General features: G+C 64.7%; 18 protein-coding genes. 9 read left to right on the top strand and 9 right to left on the bottom strand.

Features of this window, described 5'->3' with window-relative positions; genetic code table 11:
• Window position 1 precedes the first annotated feature (1 nt).
• A complete protein-coding gene (gene fabZ, locus ACODR8_RS05465; protein ID WP_119745545.1) occupies window positions 2-481 on the top strand; it encodes a 3-hydroxyacyl-ACP dehydratase FabZ in 480 nt (159 codons plus the stop codon).
• Window positions 482-670: 189 nt separating this feature from the next.
• Complete coding sequence (rpmE, locus tag ACODR8_RS05460; protein ID WP_119745543.1) at window positions 671-895, top strand: 50S ribosomal protein L31; 225 nt, start codon at window positions 671-673, stop codon at window positions 893-895.
• A 182-nt stretch (window positions 896-1077) separates the two neighbouring features.
• Here rpmE and aroB read toward each other — a convergent pair whose 3' ends face one another.
• On the bottom strand, window positions 1078-2184 hold the full coding sequence (aroB, locus tag ACODR8_RS05455; protein ID WP_489006306.1) for a 3-dehydroquinate synthase: 1107 nt from the start codon (window positions 2182-2184) through the stop codon (window positions 1078-1080).
• Complete coding sequence (locus ACODR8_RS05450) at window positions 2175-2723, bottom strand: shikimate kinase (protein WP_217672384.1); 549 nt, start codon at window positions 2721-2723, stop codon at window positions 2175-2177. Before ACODR8_RS05450 ends, aroB begins: the two co-directional genes overlap by 10 nt.
• Before the next feature lie 94 nt (window positions 2724-2817).
• Here ACODR8_RS05450 and ACODR8_RS05445 point away from each other — a divergent pair, with 94 nt between their 5' ends.
• The 5 genes from ACODR8_RS05445 to ACODR8_RS05425 all read left to right on the top strand — a co-directional run bounded on the left by ACODR8_RS05445 (window position 2818) and on the right by ACODR8_RS05425 (window position 8258).
• Window positions 2818-3006 (top strand): hypothetical protein, encoded by a 189-nt coding sequence (locus tag ACODR8_RS05445; RefSeq protein ID WP_217671775.1) that lies wholly within the window; start codon window positions 2818-2820, stop codon window positions 3004-3006.
• 5 nt (window positions 3007-3011) lie between these two features.
• Window positions 3012-4823, top strand: a complete 1812-nt coding sequence (locus tag ACODR8_RS05440) for a hypothetical protein (protein WP_489006305.1) — start codon at window positions 3012-3014, stop codon at window positions 4821-4823.
• Entirely contained in the window at window positions 4823-5752 is a 930-nt protein-coding gene (locus tag ACODR8_RS05435) for a tyrosine recombinase (protein ID WP_489006304.1), read from the top strand. Before ACODR8_RS05440 ends, ACODR8_RS05435 begins: the two co-directional genes overlap by 1 nt.
• Before the next feature lie 11 nt (window positions 5753-5763).
• Window positions 5764-6708, top strand: a complete 945-nt coding sequence (locus ACODR8_RS05430; protein ID WP_489006303.1) for an acetyl-CoA carboxylase carboxyltransferase subunit alpha — start codon at window positions 5764-5766, stop codon at window positions 6706-6708.
• Between the two features lie 71 nt (window positions 6709-6779).
• A complete protein-coding gene (locus ACODR8_RS05425; protein ID WP_489006302.1) occupies window positions 6780-8258 on the top strand; it encodes a M48 family metalloprotease in 1479 nt (492 codons plus the stop codon).
• Window positions 8259-8324: 66 nt separating this feature from the next.
• Here ACODR8_RS05425 and ACODR8_RS05420 read toward each other — a convergent pair whose 3' ends face one another.
• Window positions 8325-8483 (bottom strand): Flp family type IVb pilin, encoded by a 159-nt coding sequence (locus ACODR8_RS05420; protein WP_489006301.1) that lies wholly within the window; start codon window positions 8481-8483, stop codon window positions 8325-8327.
• Window positions 8484-8621: 138 nt separating this feature from the next.
• The gene (locus ACODR8_RS05415) at window positions 8622-8807 is read right to left on the bottom strand and encodes a Flp family type IVb pilin (protein WP_489006300.1); all 186 of its coding nucleotides are present in this window, start codon (window positions 8805-8807) and stop codon (window positions 8622-8624) included.
• An 81-nt stretch (window positions 8808-8888) separates the two neighbouring features.
• Here ACODR8_RS05415 and ACODR8_RS05410 point away from each other — a divergent pair, with 81 nt between their 5' ends.
• Window positions 8889-9296 (top strand): (deoxy)nucleoside triphosphate pyrophosphohydrolase, encoded by a 408-nt coding sequence (locus tag ACODR8_RS05410; RefSeq protein ID WP_489006299.1) that lies wholly within the window; start codon window positions 8889-8891, stop codon window positions 9294-9296.
• 226 nt (window positions 9297-9522) lie between these two features.
• Here the strand turns inward: ACODR8_RS05410 and bfr are convergent, their stop codons facing one another.
• The 3 genes from bfr to ACODR8_RS05395 all read right to left on the bottom strand — a co-directional run bounded on the left by bfr (window position 9523) and on the right by ACODR8_RS05395 (window position 11620).
• Window positions 9523-10002 carry a bacterioferritin gene (gene bfr, locus ACODR8_RS05405; RefSeq protein ID WP_006954734.1) on the bottom strand — a complete coding sequence of 160 codons (480 nt, stop codon included), beginning with the start codon at window positions 10000-10002 and terminating at the stop codon, window positions 9523-9525.
• Between the two features lie 150 nt (window positions 10003-10152).
• On the bottom strand, window positions 10153-10323 hold the full coding sequence (locus tag ACODR8_RS05400; RefSeq protein WP_489006298.1) for a (2Fe-2S)-binding protein: 171 nt from the start codon (window positions 10321-10323) through the stop codon (window positions 10153-10155).
• Window positions 10324-10381: 58 nt separating this feature from the next.
• On the bottom strand, window positions 10382-11620 hold the full coding sequence (locus ACODR8_RS05395; RefSeq protein WP_489006297.1) for a DUF418 domain-containing protein: 1239 nt from the start codon (window positions 11618-11620) through the stop codon (window positions 10382-10384).
• A 58-nt stretch (window positions 11621-11678) separates the two neighbouring features.
• Here ACODR8_RS05395 and ACODR8_RS05390 point away from each other — a divergent pair, with 58 nt between their 5' ends.
• Window positions 11679-12449 carry a methyltransferase domain-containing protein gene (locus tag ACODR8_RS05390; RefSeq protein ID WP_489006296.1) on the top strand — a complete coding sequence of 257 codons (771 nt, stop codon included), beginning with the start codon at window positions 11679-11681 and terminating at the stop codon, window positions 12447-12449.
• On the opposite strand, the gene ACODR8_RS05385 is transcribed toward ACODR8_RS05390, so the two are convergent.
• Both ACODR8_RS05385 and ACODR8_RS05380 read right to left on the bottom strand, forming a co-directional pair.
• Complete coding sequence (locus ACODR8_RS05385) at window positions 12438-12842, bottom strand: hypothetical protein (protein WP_489006295.1); 405 nt, start codon at window positions 12840-12842, stop codon at window positions 12438-12440. The genes ACODR8_RS05390 and ACODR8_RS05385 overlap by 12 nt on opposite strands.
• A 181-nt stretch (window positions 12843-13023) precedes the next feature.
• On the bottom strand, window positions 13024-13338 hold the full coding sequence (locus ACODR8_RS05380; protein WP_489006294.1) for a GIY-YIG nuclease family protein: 315 nt from the start codon (window positions 13336-13338) through the stop codon (window positions 13024-13026).
• Window positions 13339-13361: the final 23 nt, after the last annotated feature.

Raw genomic sequence — 13361 nt, 5'->3', positions numbered from 1 at the left:
CATGACGGGGGCAGTCGAAAATGAAGGCGCGCGTGGCCCGATGGATATCCGTCGGGTCATGGCCGCGCTGCCGCATCGTTACCCGATGCTGCTGATCGATCGTGTGGTGTCGCTGGTGCCGAACCAGTCGATCCACGCGATCAAGGCGGTGTCGGTGAACGAACCCTTTTTCCAGGGGCATTTCCCGACCCGGCCGATCATGCCGGGCGTGCTGATCGTCGAAGCGATGGCGCAGGCGGCGGGCGTGCTGGCGGTGGAATCGATGAATTTGGCCGATTCGGGCAAGCTCGTTTATTTCATGAGCATCGACGGCGCGAAGTTCCGATCGCCGGTGGAGCCGGGCTGCCTGCTCGACCTGCACGTCGAAGTGACCCAGAATCGCGGCGCGATCTGCAAGTTTGCGGGCAAGGCGATGCTGGGCGACAAGCTGGCCGCCGAGGCGCAGTTCGTCGCGATGATCAGCGATCCGCCCAAGGATTGAACTATTCCCGTCACCCCAGCGAAAGCTGGGGTCTCGCTTTCTCTGTTGCATCCGAAGAAAAGGGAGATCCCGGCTTTCGCCGGGATGACGGACTATTGCCACGGGGCTTCAAACCCGCTAACGGCGCGCCTTCGCACTTTTCCCGCATCCACAGCCGGTCGGAACCGGCGCACTACGGAGCATGACGCCATGAAGGCCGAGATTCACCCCGACTACCACATGATCACCGTCCAGATGACGGATGGCACGACGTTCCAGACCCGTTCGACCTGGGGCAAGGAAGGCGACAAGATGGCGCTCGACATCGACCCCAAGTCGCATCCCGCATGGATCGGTGGCCAGCGCCAGCTGGATCAGGGCGGCCAGGTGGCGCGCTTCAACAAGCGCTTTGGCGGCCTGACGCTGAAGAAGTAATCGGCCTTACAAGGTTCAAGGAAAGGGCGCCCGATGTGGCGCCCTTTTTTTTGTTCAGAATATTCACACGCTCGTCATTCCCGCGCAGGCGGGAATCCATCTCCGGCCCCAACCCCAGGTCCGAGGTTGGGAGATGGATCCCCGCCTGCGCGGGGATGACGGTAAAAGTTAGCGTGTAGGGGTTAGGTCGCCCGATCCGCCTCCAGAAACGCCGCTACATCGTCCAGCACGACGTCTTTCGACAGGAAGGTCTGGCCGATGCCGCGCGCCAGCAGGAAGGGGAGGGTGCCTGCCGCCATCTTCTTGTCATGGAGCATATGGCCGACCAGTGTTGCGCCATCGGCGGTGACATGGGCGGTGGCGAGATTGTGGGGCAGACCGACGGCTTTGAGGTGGGCGGTGACGCGGTCGGCGTCCGCCTGCGGGCAGAGGCCGAGGCGCGCGGAGTAGCGGAAGGCGAGGGCCATGCCTGCCGCGACGCCTTCACCATGGAGCAAAGTGTCGCAAAAACCGGTGTCGGCCTCCAGCGCGTGGCCGAAGGTGTGGCCGAGGTTGAGCAGCGCGCGGCGGCCCGATGTTTCGCGCTCGTCATCGGCGACTATCGCGGCTTTCGCGCGGACGCTGCGTTCGATGGCGATGGTGCGGGCGTCGGGATCCCCGGCCAGCAGCGCCTGCGCATTGGCTTCGCACCAGCCGAAGAAATCGGGATCGTCGATCAGGCCATATTTGATGATTTCGGCATAGCCGGCACGGGTTTCGCGCGGGGGCAGACTGTCGAGGGTAGACGGGTCGATCAGGACGAGGGCGGGCTGGTAGAAGCTGCCAATCAGATTCTTGCCTGCTGCCGTGTTGATCGCGGTCTTGCCGCCGACCGACGAATCGACCTGGGCCAGCAGGGTGGTCGGCACCTGGATGAAGTGGCAGCCGCGCTTGAGGATGGAGGCGGCAAAGCCGACGATGTCGCCGATCACCCCGCCGCCAAGGGCCACGACATGATCGCCGCGCTCAATCTCCAGCGCCAGCAGTGCGTCGAGCAATTGTTCCAGATGCCGCCAGCTTTTGGTCTGTTCGCCCGGCGGCAGGATGATCGGTTCGAGCGTCACATTCGCGGCGCGCAGGCTGGCGTCGAGGCGGGGGAGTTGCGCGGCGGCGACATGGGCGTCGGTGACGATGACCAGCCGCCCCTTGCGCGCATAGGGGGGCAGGATGTCGCCCGCGCGGTCGAGCGCGCCCTGTTCGACGAGAATATCGTAGCTGCGCGCGCCGAGCGCGACCGGGACTATTGCCATGCCGTCAGATGCTCCATGATGCGGTCGACCGTGATGTCATGCGGGGCCGCGATGCTCTTCACATGAATGGGGGCGAGGGCGTAAACCGGATTGCGGACCGCGGCCAGATCGGTCAGCACCGTGCGGGGATCGCGATCCTTGAGCAGGGGGCGGCCTTCGCGGCGGGACACGCGGTCGACCAGAACGTCAATGTCCGCGTCCAGCCAGATGGCAGTGGCCTGATCCAGGATCAGCGCGCGGGTGTCATCCTGCATGAAGGCGCCGCCGCCGGTCGCGATCACCTTGGGCGCGCCGTCCATCAGCCGGGCGATGACGCGGCGTTCGCCGTCGCGGAAATGGGGTTCGCCATAGCGGGCGAAAATCTCTGTGATGGAAAGCCCGGCGGCTTTCTCAATCTCCTCATCAGCGTCGACGAAAGTCACGCCGAGCCGCGCGGCGAGCCGCCGTCCGACGGTGGATTTGCCTACGCCCATCATGCCCACCAGGACGATGGGACCGCGCTTGGCGTTGGTTGCCGGGAATTTGCTGTTTCGCTGCATGGCGACCGGGGCTATACAGCGACCCGTCACAGAGGCAAATCGCATCTTTCCCTGTCGTTTCGCGCGATGGCGGGACCAGCCGTAGCAAGGACTCATGAAGAACAACCGCAATTTCAGCAGTTTTGAGGGCGCTGGCCGCCGTCGTGGCACGCGCCTGCCGATCCTGCCCATCGTCCTGGTGGTGCTGGTCGTCGCGCTGCTGGCCTTCCTGTGGTCGCGCGGCGGCGAGCAGCCGCAGCAGCGTGTCGAGAAAGCCATCCCCGCCGAGAAGCTGGGCCAGTAAAGCCCATGCGCAGGTCCGGGGGTAAGGCGAAATGGGCGCTGGGCAGCTTTGCGCTGGCACTGGCGCTGCCGGTCGTGGCGCAACAGGCGCCCGAATCGCTGTTGCCGCCCGGTTTTGGCGATGCGCCCGAAGCGCCTGCGCCAAGCCCGGCGCGCCCTGCGCCGGGATCAACGCCGGGTGTCGTGCCTGCTCCGTCGCTCAATCCTGCGACCCCGCCCGATCTGGCGCTATTGCCACCGACGGCAGCCAATGCGGCCGAAGAAGAATTGACGCCCGAAGAGCTGGCGGCGCAGAAGGCGAAATATGACCTGCCCGATACGGCGCGTCGGTCGCTGGATCGCATCGGCCCGCTGACGCCCGCCACGCGCGGGATGGAGCCGAACGCCTTTGGCGGGCAGTCGGGCAAGTTTCTGGCCACTTTGATGCAGCAGACCCATGCGCCGATCATGTCGCGCTGGGCCGCGATCCTGCTGCGGCGGACGTTGCTGTCGGCGGTGGACACGCCGCGTGATATTGACGGAGCGGACTGGGCGGCGGAGCGCGCCTGGCTGCTGCTGCGCATGGGTGAGGCGGACAGCGCGCGGATGATGGTGCAGAGCGTCGATCCCGACCGCTATTCGCCGCGCCTCTATGCCATTGCGATGCAGACCTATCTGGCAAGCGCGGACCCCGCCGGACTGTGTCCGTTGTCCGCGGGCGCGCTGCGCTTCAGCAAGGAACCGGGCTGGGACATGACGCGGGCGATCTGTCCGGCTCTGTCAGGCGATCAGGGGTCGGCGAGCGGCGCGCTCAATCAGGCGCAGCGACGCGGCGTGGTGCGCGGCATCGATTATCGGCTGGCGGAAAAGGTGGTCGGCACCGGTTTCAATGCGCGCCGGTCGGTGAAGATCGAGTGGGACGGGGTGGACCGGCTGACCGCGTGGCGCTTTGGTCTGGCGACGGCGCTGAATGTCGATATTCCCGATACGCTCTATGGCACGGTCGGGTCGCATGTGCGGGCATGGGAAGCGCGCGCGCCCGCGCTGGCAGCGGTGCGGCGGCAGCCTGCGGCGGAGATTGCGGCGCGGCTGGGGGTGTTTTCCAACGCGGCGCTGGTCGGTTTCTACAGCCAGCTGGCGGCCGATGGCGATGCCCCGGCGGAGGTCGCCGACCGGATCGACGCGCTGCGCACCGCTTATGCCGGGGCGACGGTGGGCGAGCGGATCGGCGCGATGCAGACATGGTGGCAGGATGGCGCGCGGCCCGACTATGTCGGGCTGATCGCGACGGCGCGGGCGGCGGCGGCCCTGCCCGTGGCGCAGGCCGATGCGCGCGACGCTGCCAATCTGGTCGCGGCGATGATGACCGCCGGTTATGATCGCAACGCGGCGCGCTGGGCGCGGGCGCTGGGGCAGCTGAACGGCGATGGCGCGGCGCAATTTTGGGGCCTGCTGGCGGTCGGCGCGCCAAGCCCCGTCGTGGACATCAATGAAGGCCGGGTATCGACCTATGTCGGCGAGGCGGGGCCGGAGAAGGGCCGGATGCTGATCGCGGCGCTGGCCGGTCTGGCGCGGCTGTCGGCTGATGATGCGGCCAGCCTGGCGCAGGATAATGGCGTCAATTTGAGTGCCAACAGCCGCTGGGCGCGCGCGATCGGCGCGGCGGCGCAGCGTGGCGAAAAGGGCACGGTCGCACTGCTGGCGGCGGTGGGGATGCAGGGGAGCGACTGGAACCGCCTGCCGCCGGGGCATCTCTACCATGTCGTCGCCGCGCTGCATCGCGTCGGGCTGGACCCCGAAGCGCGGATGATCGCGGCGGAGGCGATCACGCGGCTCTGATGGGTGATGATGATGCCCTGATCGACCGCTTTCTGGAAATGATGGCGGCGGAGCGGGGCGCGTCGCGCAACACATTGCTGGCCTATCGCGCCGACCTGAACGGTGCCGCCACGCTGATCGGCGGGCTGGCCGGGGCTAGCAAGGAGGCGTTGGGCAGGCTGGCGGGCGAATGGGCGACGCTGGCGGCATCGTCCGTGGCGCGCAAGGCGTCGGCGCTGCGGGCCTTTTACGGCTTTCTGGAGGAAGAAGGGCTGCGCGCGGACAATCCCGCCAGCGCGCTGCCCCGCCCGGTGATGCGGCGGCCACTGCCCAAAATATTGTCGGGTGCCGAAGTCGATAGGCTGTTTGCGCTGATCGCCGCGCGGCTGGCGGTGGCGCATCCTGCACCCGGCGACCTGCGGCTGTCGGCGCTGATCGAGTTGCTCTATGGCTCCGGGCTGCGCGCGACCGAACTGGTGTCGCTGCCGCGCCGGGCGCTGGCGGCGGACCGGCCCTTCCTGATCCTGAAGGGCAAGGGCGGGCGCGAGCGGCTGGTGCCGATTTCCGACCGTGCGCGAGCGGCTGTCGCGACCTGGCTGGCGCATGTGCCGCCCGATAGCGCCTGGCTGTTTCCGTCGGGGAAAAGTTACCTCAGCCGCATACGGCTCTACCAGATCGTCAAGGCGCTGGCGGGGGCGGCGGGAATCGCGCCCGAACGGGTCAGCCCGCATGTGCTGCGCCACGCCTTTGCCACCCATTTGCTGGAGGGCGGTGCGGATCTGCGTGCGCTCCAGTCGATGCTGGGCCATGCCGACATTGGCACGACGCAAATCTATACCCATGTCGATAGCCGCCGCCTCGTTGAACTGGTCAATAGCCGCCATCCGTTGGGGCAGATGGTGCCGAAAATGCCGCTGCCGCGCGTTGACGACGACGCGACATCGCCCTAACGCCATGCGCCATGGTCAGCTTTCTGGAATTTGAAAAGCCCGTTGCCGAACTGGAAGCGCGCATTGTCGAACTGCGCGCCACTGCCAGTGTCGGTGACATCAATATTGACGGCGAGATCGCGACGCTGGAGCAGCGCGCGGCCAAGATGCTGGGCGACACCTATGCCAAGCTGACGCCCTGGCAAAAGACGCAGGTGGCGCGCCACCCCGAACGCCCGCACTTCAAGGATTATGTCGCGGGCATGTTCGATAACTTCCTGCCGCTGGCGGGCGATCGCGCCTTTGCCGACGATCAGGCGATATTGGGCGGCTTTGCGACGCTGGGCGAACGGCGGGTGATGGTGATCGGCCATGAAAAGGGCGACGATACCGCCAGCCGGGTGCGGCATAATTTCGGCATGGCGAAGCCCGAAGGCTATCGCAAGGCGATCCGCCTGATGGAACTGGCCGACCGGTTCGGGCTGCCGGTCGTCACGCTGGTGGATACGTCGGGCGCTTTTCCCGGCGTGCAAGCCGAAGAGCGCGGGCAAGCCGAAGCGATTGCGCGGTCGACCGAGGCCTGCCTGAAACTGGGCGTGCCGATGGTCGCGGCGGTGGTCGGCGAGGGCGGGTCGGGCGGCGCGATCGCGCTGGCGGCGGCCAATCGCGTTCTGATGTTCGAACATGCGGTCTATTCGGTGATTTCGCCCGAAGGCTGCGCGTCGATCCTGTGGCGCACTGCCGACAAGGCCAGCGACGCGGCGACGGCGATGCAGGTGACCGCGCAGCATCTGAAAAATCTGGGCGTCATCGACACGATCGTGCCGGAGCCGGTGGGCGGGGCGCATCGCGATCCTGTCGAGGCGATTGCCAGCCTGGGTGCGGCGATCGAGGCGGAACTGGCGGCGCTGGACGGCATGGACGCCCAAGCGCTGCGCACAGACCGGGCGGACAAATTTCTCGCCATTGGTGCCTGACGGACGCTTGACGGGGAACGCTCCGGCCCCTCTTCTCGTTACGATGGGGTAACAGAAATGGAGGTTAGGGGATGAACTGGAAGCTATCGCTGGCGTGTGCGGGTGTGGGTATGGCCGCGCTGGTGGCTGCGCCTGCCGTGATCGGCCAGCAGCGTGCGATACGGACCGTGTCGTCGATCAGCCAGCAGGACAAGGCTACGGGTGCGAAGCAGCATCCTGAACTGCTCAAGGAATTTGGCGGTCCCTATGCCGGGCCGCAGGCGCGCTATGTGGAGAGTGTCGGACGCCGCATCGCGGTGCAGTCCGGCCTGTCCAACGCACAGAGCGATTTTACCGTCAGCCTCCTCAATTCGCCGGTCAACAACGCTTTCGCGATTCCGGGCGGCTATGTCTATGTCACCCGCCAGCTGATGGCGCTGATGAATGATGAGGCGGAACTGGCAGGCGTGCTGGGGCATGAAGTGGGCCATGTCGCGGCGCGTCATGGCCAGCGGCGGCAACAGGCGGCGCAGCGCAACGCGATTGGCGGGGCTTTGCTGGGCGTGCTGACGGGGGCGCTGCTGGGCGATTCGGGCTTTGCCGGGCTGATCCAGAAGGGCATTGGCACGGGCAGCCAGTTGCTGACGCTGCGATTTTCCCGCACGCAGGAATATGAGGCCGACGATCTGGGCATCCGTTATCTGGCGTCTGGTGGTTATGATCCGCGCGCGCTGTCGGGGATGCTGGCGTCGCTGGCGGCGCAGAGCAATTTGGATGCGCGAGTCGCGGGGAGCGCGCGCACGATGCCGGAATGGGCCAGCACCCATCCCGACCCGGCATCCCGCGTCGCGCGCGCAGCCAAGGGCGCGGCAGGCAGCGGATCGAAGAGCGTCGTGCGCAACCGGGACGCCTTCCTCAATGCGCTCGACGGGCTGCTCTATGGCGATGATCCACGACAGGGCGTGATTGAGGGTAATCGCTTCCGCCATCCCGACCTGCGCCTGACCTTCACCGCGCCGACCGGCTTTGGCATGGAAAATGGCGCGGACGCTGTGTCGGTGACCGGATCGGGCGGGCAGGCGCAATTTGGCGCGGCCCCCTATTCCGGCAATCTGGCGGCCTATATCGACAGCGTCTTTGCCAAGCTGGGCGGGGCGAATGGCGGCGTGCCGGAGGGCGAGGTGCGGCGGGCTACCGTGAACGGGTTGCCTGCTGCGTGGCGTACAGTGCGCGCGAACAGCCAGTCGGGCGCGGTGGATGCGACTGTGTTCGCTTATGATTTTGGTGGCGGCAAAGCCTATCACTTCCTGCTGCTGACGGCGGCGGGCCAGGGCATCGGCCCGTTCAACGCCATGGTGCAGTCGGTCCAGCGTCTCTCACCGCAGGAAGCCGCCGCGATCAAACCGCGCCGGGTGGATGTGGTGACGGTGAAGGCGGGCGATACGGTCCAGTCGCTCAGCCGCCGCATGGCCTATAGCGATTATCAGCTGGAGCGGTTCCTGACGATCAATGCGCTGGCGGCCAATGCGTCGCTGCGGCCGGGACAGCGGGTCAAGATCGTGACCTGGTGACGCCAAACGAAAAAGGGCGGCGAAGTTGCCTTCGCCGCCCCCTTATTCGACAATGTGTCGGGCCTATTACAGCTCGTCAGAAACATTGTTGAAGGTATTGGTGAGGTTCGAGCCCAGGCTGGTCATCGCGCCAATGGCGGCGACAGCGATCAGAGCCGCGATCAGGCCATATTCAATGGCGGTCGCGCCCTTGTCGTTCTTCAGCATCTTACGGATGAACTGCATGTGATGTCTCCTTATCTTGAAACTGCGTTTAACTACCCGGCCGCCCCGCTTGAATGAATGTGGTCAGCAAGGAACGGATTAGCGGAGGTCAGTTGAAAAACTGTTAATGGGGACCAAGCTGCTGTCAGATATTGATGGTTAACGCGAGGTTACTTCTGTTTCGACATTGTTCCACATGCCGATGGTCCTGTCGGCTACGTTGGTTAGCGCCGTAATCATGGCGAGAACAATCATCGCGATGATGAGGCCATATTCGACCGCGGTCGCGCCGCGTTGGCATCGCGTAAGGCCCAGGCGGGCGATGATTTCGATGATCCCGCGCATACGGTCCCCAGTTCACTACAGACAGTCCCCGATAGAGCTGTAAAAGATGCACGGTTAACAAAGCCCTTTCATTGGACCTTTATGGATAGTTTTTCGCCTTTGCTGGTGGTGGCCGCCGCCCTGATCGATGCGGATGGTCGCGTTCTGGTGCAGCAACGGCCGCCGGGCGGATCAATGGCGGGGCTGTGGGAGTTTCCGGGCGGGAAGCTGGAACCGGGAGAAACCCCCGAAGCGGCGCTGATCCGCGAGTTGGAGGAGGAGCTGGGTATCCGCACCCATGCGAGCTGCCTGGCGCCCGCGACCTTTGCCAGCGAAGCGCTGGGCGACAAGCATTTGCTGCTGCTGCTCTATGTCTGCCGGAAATGGGAAGGGGTGGCGCAGGCGCGCCATGCCACGGCGCTGCAATGGGTGCGCCCGGCGCAGATGTACGGGCTGGACATGCCGCCCGCCGACCTGCCGCTGATTGGGATATTGGAAGCGTTGCTGTAGGCGGCGCATGCTGTGATTATACCGCGTCGGCAACTGCATGCGACAATTCATCATCCGCCACCGTCATGCTGAATTTATTTCAGCATCCATTTCCAGTCGCAAACAACTGCTTGATCTGGCGAAATGGACCCTGAAACAAGTTCAGGGTGACGATGAAGGAAGGGATGGTTTTTATACACGACAGCCTCGCCCGCCCACAAAGCGGAGGAGTCGTAACAACTTCGTGTCAGCCCTCGGCAGCTTTGCTCTGGAGCTGGATATAATTTTGGATGCCCATGCGCTCGATCATTTCGAACTGGGTTTCCAGCGTGTCGATATGCTCCTCCTCGCTTTCGAGGATGTACTGGAACAGGTCGCGGGTCACATAGTCGCGAATCGATTCGCAATAGGCGATGCCGTCCTTGAGCGGGGGCAGGGCTTCATATTCGAGGGCGAGGTCAGCCTTGAGGATTTCCTCGACCGTTTCGCCGATCTTGAGACGGCCCAGCAACTGGAAATTGGGCAGGCCGTCGAGGAAGAGGATGCGCTCCGCCAGCTTGTCGGCGTGCTTCATCTCATCGATCGATTCCTCATATTCGAACTTGGCGAGTTTTTCGACGCCCCAGTGATTGAGGATGCGATAGTGGAGGAAATATTGGTTGATCGCGGTCAGCTCATTTTTGAGGACCTCGTTCAGATAGTCGATGACCTTCGGGTCGCCTTTCATGGCGGATACTCCGGCTTGGGGGGAAATGCCGCCGGACTATAGGCGTTAGGATCGGCGCTGTTAAGCTGAAAAGCCTTGATATTCCGCCATCTTATCGCGCGCTATTGCGTCGGCTTCGCGATGCTTTCATGCGGATGATTTGCAGTCGTGTCAGGCCGATGCGCGTTCTGCGGCGATGATCGTGCGGGCGAAGGGTACGCACTGGCCGCATTTGGGGCGGTGGCCAAAGCGGGCATAGGCGCTGCACGGCGTATCCGCGCCGTGGCGCACGGCTTCCTTCAAGTCCTTTTCACGAATGGCATTGCAGATACAGACGACCATCGAAACACTCTCCTGTTGGGAGAGAGATAGCGCAGATGATAATAGGTCGCAATAGTAATCAGCTGCTCTTGCGAATCTTTTGCGCTTGGCCGCGGATCAGGCTGCGCCAGAGCCATTCCGCCGGGCCAAGCGCGAATCGCGACAGCCACAGCGGCGACCAGAGCAGCATCAACGCCCAGGCACCCAGGACGAAGGGAAGCAACAGTGCAGGGCGGACATGGCCGAACAGGCCCAGTCCCCAGCCGTAGAAGAGCGCGGTCATCAGCAGGCTGGACCCCAGATAATTGCTGAGCGCCATGCGTCCGGTGGCGGATAGGCGCGCGACCAGCGGATGATCGCGATGGCACGCGAGCAGCCACAGGATGAGCGCCGCCCAGCCGACCGCCAGCGGGATGCGGAAGGGGAAGGACCAGAGCAGCACGGTGCCAAAAGCAGGCAGCGGCGCGAAACCGCTGGCGATGATCCAGATGGCCAAGGCGATCATGGGGGGCAGGCCGATGAGGAAGCAATGGCGTGCGGTGCGCCAATATTGATCGGCTGGCCAGCGCCCGGTGAGGAAGCCGCCCTTGAGCATCGCCATGCCCAGCAGCATGAAGCCCAGCACATCAAGGCCGGTGAATAGTAAGCCCCACAGCCATTCGCCGGGGAAGGAGGTGAGCTTGTGCGCCAGAATCGCGCCAAAGCCGCTGCGATAGGTGGCGAGTTCCGCCTGGACGCCGGGGCTGGCGGGATCGGCCATGGTCGCCATGAAGGTCGAAAAGCCATCGCGCGTGGCGGCGCTGGCGTCGGGCAGGGCTGCGGCATGACCCCAGGCGTAGAGCGTGGCGATGAAGGCGGCGCAGAGCAGGAAGTGGAGAAGGAAGATGAGGAAGGCGCTCTTGACCAGCGCCATGGGCTCCTGCCGCACGAAGCGGAGCGCGACGAGGCTGACCAGCGCGTAGATCGCCAAAATGTCGCCCCACCAGAGCAGCAGATAATGGGCCATGCCAATGACGAATAGCCAGCCCGCGCGGATCATCTGGCTGCGGCGACCGTCGCGCCCGGCCATTTCTTCCCGGTCGATCAGCAGCAGCATCGACGCACCGAACAGCATGGCGAACAGGCCGCGCATCTTGCCGTCGAACAGGATCAGGCTGCTGAGCCAGAAGGTGATGTCGCCGGTGCCGAGCCACCCCGATGCGGCCGGGTTGAAATAGGCCGATTGCGGCAGGGCGAAGGCGGTGATGTTCATCCACAGGATGCCCATTACCGCGCAGCCGCGCAGCACGTCCATGGCGGGGATACGGGGGGATGTCATGGGAGCTATCCATGAAGGGGACTGGTCAGCGGCGCAAGCCTCTGCCATGCGCCTAGCCATGAACGATGCCCGCAAGCAACGGATAAGCGACGCCTTCGGCGCGGCGGCGGCGCATTATGACGATCATGCCGGGCCGCAGCGGCAGGCGGCGGCTTTGGTGGCGGAGTTGGCCCAGCGGCAGAAGCCCGACGGGGTCGAGCGTATATTGGAGATTGGCTGCGGCACCGGTTTCCTGACGCGCGACGTGCAGGCGCGCTGGCCGGGTGCGGAGATGGTGGTGACCGACCTGTCGCCGGGGATGCTGGAACAGGCGGCGTCGCACGGCCATGTCGCGGGCCGATTTCTGACGATGGACGGGGAAGCGCCGATCTTTGACGGGCCGTGGTTCGACCTGATTGTATCCAGCCTGGCGTTTCAATGGTTCGATGATCTGGGCAGCGGGATATCGCGGCTGGCGGGGCTGTTGCGGCCGGGCGGGAGCCTGATCTTCTCAACCATGGGGCAGGGGAGTTTCGCGCGCTGGCGGGCGGCACACGCGCGATGCGGGCTGGTGGCGGGGGTGCCGGACTATCCGACGCTGGACGATTTGCGCGTGAAGCTGGCGGGGTTCGGCGATGCGTTCGCCTTTGACGAGGAGTATGCGCTGGCGTGCGGCGGGGCGCGGGGGTTGATCGCCCATTTGCGCGGGATTGGCGCGGTGGTGCCGGGCGCGGGGCGCGCGCCGCTTGTCCCGGGCGATTTGCGGCGGGTGATGGCGGCGTTTGAAGCCGAGGGCGGCGATGACGGCTATCAGATACTGTTCGGGCGGGTGACGCGATCAGCGGGCTGATTTGCGGATCATCAGTTTGAGGCCCGACCAGATGGCGTCGACAGCGCACACCTTGACATCGACCAGATCGGTCGCGGGCAGGATGACGGCGCGGATCACATCTTCAGTGATGTCGGTCGGGACTTTGGACGCCTTTTTGGGCCAGCTGATCCAGAGGAAGCCGGTTGGCGCGAGCAGCGGGCGGAGTGCGGCGATTTTCGCGGTCATGTCAGCGCGGTCGGTGACGAAGATATGGGCGGCGTCGATCGGCGCTTGCGGGTGGAGCAAGCGGATGACGCCAGAGTCGGCCAGTTCGGCCTCGACGGACGCGGGCATGGCATCCCACCAGGCGCGCAGGCCGGGTTTGAGGCTGAGCTTTTTGGCAAGTGGGGTGGTGGAGTAGCCGGTGGTCATAAGGCTTGGCTCCTTTAGGGATTTGTCCCCGTCTATATAACCAGCTTCGTCGTTCCCGCGAAGGCGGGAATCCAGCTTTCGTTGCGCGACTGGATTGGCGCGTGGTGCGACCAAGCCGCGCCAACAATGCCAATGTGCGAACCGATAGTTGGGTCCCCGCCTGCGCGGGGACGACGGGGGACTAATCAGCTAGGCGCTCGAATCCCAGACCGATCGCCAGGTCGTCCCAGTGCGGGTTAAGGTCCTGTATCAGCGCGATTTTCCAGGCGCGGTTCCATTTCTTCAGGCGCTTCTCGCGCAGGATAGCTTCGTCCATCGTGCCATGTTGCTCGAACCACATGAGGCGGTTGACGTTGTAATCGTGGGTGAAGCCGGGGACGGCACCGGTGCGATGCTGATGCAGGCGGGTGATGAGGTCTGATGTAACGCCGATATAGAGGGTGCCGTTGCGCTGGCTGGCCAGGATATAGACGCAAGGCTGGAGGGGGCGGGGCATGGCTGTGATTTTACAACAGCCCT

The sequence above is a fragment of the Sphingobium sp. FG58 genome (assembly GCF_057809055.1).
This window is presented reverse-complemented; position numbering and strand designations above follow the sequence as displayed.

Coding starts and splice junctions, on each gene's coding strand:
- ACODR8_RS05410 (WP_489006299.1), top strand. CDS start 8,889: ATGGATAGTTTTTCGCCTTTGCTGGTGGTGGCCGCCGCCCTGATCGAT.
- ACODR8_RS05425 (WP_489006302.1), top strand. CDS start 6,780: ATGAACTGGAAGCTATCGCTGGCGTGTGCGGGTGTGGGTATGGCCGCG.
- ACODR8_RS05390 (WP_489006296.1), top strand. CDS start 11,679: ATGAACGATGCCCGCAAGCAACGGATAAGCGACGCCTTCGGCGCGGCG.
- ACODR8_RS05430 (WP_489006303.1), top strand. CDS start 5,764: ATGGTCAGCTTTCTGGAATTTGAAAAGCCCGTTGCCGAACTGGAAGCG.
- ACODR8_RS05415 (WP_489006300.1), bottom strand. CDS start 8,807: ATGCGCGGGATCATCGAAATCATCGCCCGCCTGGGCCTTACGCGATGC.
- ACODR8_RS05445 (WP_217671775.1), top strand. CDS start 2,818: ATGAAGAACAACCGCAATTTCAGCAGTTTTGAGGGCGCTGGCCGCCGT.
- ACODR8_RS05395 (WP_489006297.1), bottom strand. CDS start 11,620: ATGACATCCCCCCGTATCCCCGCCATGGACGTGCTGCGCGGCTGCGCG.
- ACODR8_RS05440 (WP_489006305.1), top strand. CDS start 3,012: ATGCGCAGGTCCGGGGGTAAGGCGAAATGGGCGCTGGGCAGCTTTGCG.
- ACODR8_RS05385 (WP_489006295.1), bottom strand. CDS start 12,842: ATGACCACCGGCTACTCCACCACCCCACTTGCCAAAAAGCTCAGCCTC.
- ACODR8_RS05435 (WP_489006304.1), top strand. CDS start 4,823: ATGGGTGATGATGATGCCCTGATCGACCGCTTTCTGGAAATGATGGCG.
- bfr (WP_006954734.1), bottom strand. CDS start 10,002: ATGAAAGGCGACCCGAAGGTCATCGACTATCTGAACGAGGTCCTCAAA.
- ACODR8_RS05380 (WP_489006294.1), bottom strand. CDS start 13,338: ATGCCCCGCCCCCTCCAGCCTTGCGTCTATATCCTGGCCAGCCAGCGC.
- aroB (WP_489006306.1), bottom strand. CDS start 2,184: ATGGCAATAGTCCCGGTCGCGCTCGGCGCGCGCAGCTACGATATTCTC.
- fabZ (WP_119745545.1), top strand. CDS start 2: ATGACGGGGGCAGTCGAAAATGAAGGCGCGCGTGGCCCGATGGATATC.
- ACODR8_RS05400 (WP_489006298.1), bottom strand. CDS start 10,323: ATGGTCGTCTGTATCTGCAATGCCATTCGTGAAAAGGACTTGAAGGAA.
- ACODR8_RS05420 (WP_489006301.1), bottom strand. CDS start 8,483: ATGCAGTTCATCCGTAAGATGCTGAAGAACGACAAGGGCGCGACCGCC.
- rpmE (WP_119745543.1), top strand. CDS start 671: ATGAAGGCCGAGATTCACCCCGACTACCACATGATCACCGTCCAGATG.
- ACODR8_RS05450 (WP_217672384.1), bottom strand. CDS start 2,723: ATGCAGCGAAACAGCAAATTCCCGGCAACCAACGCCAAGCGCGGTCCC.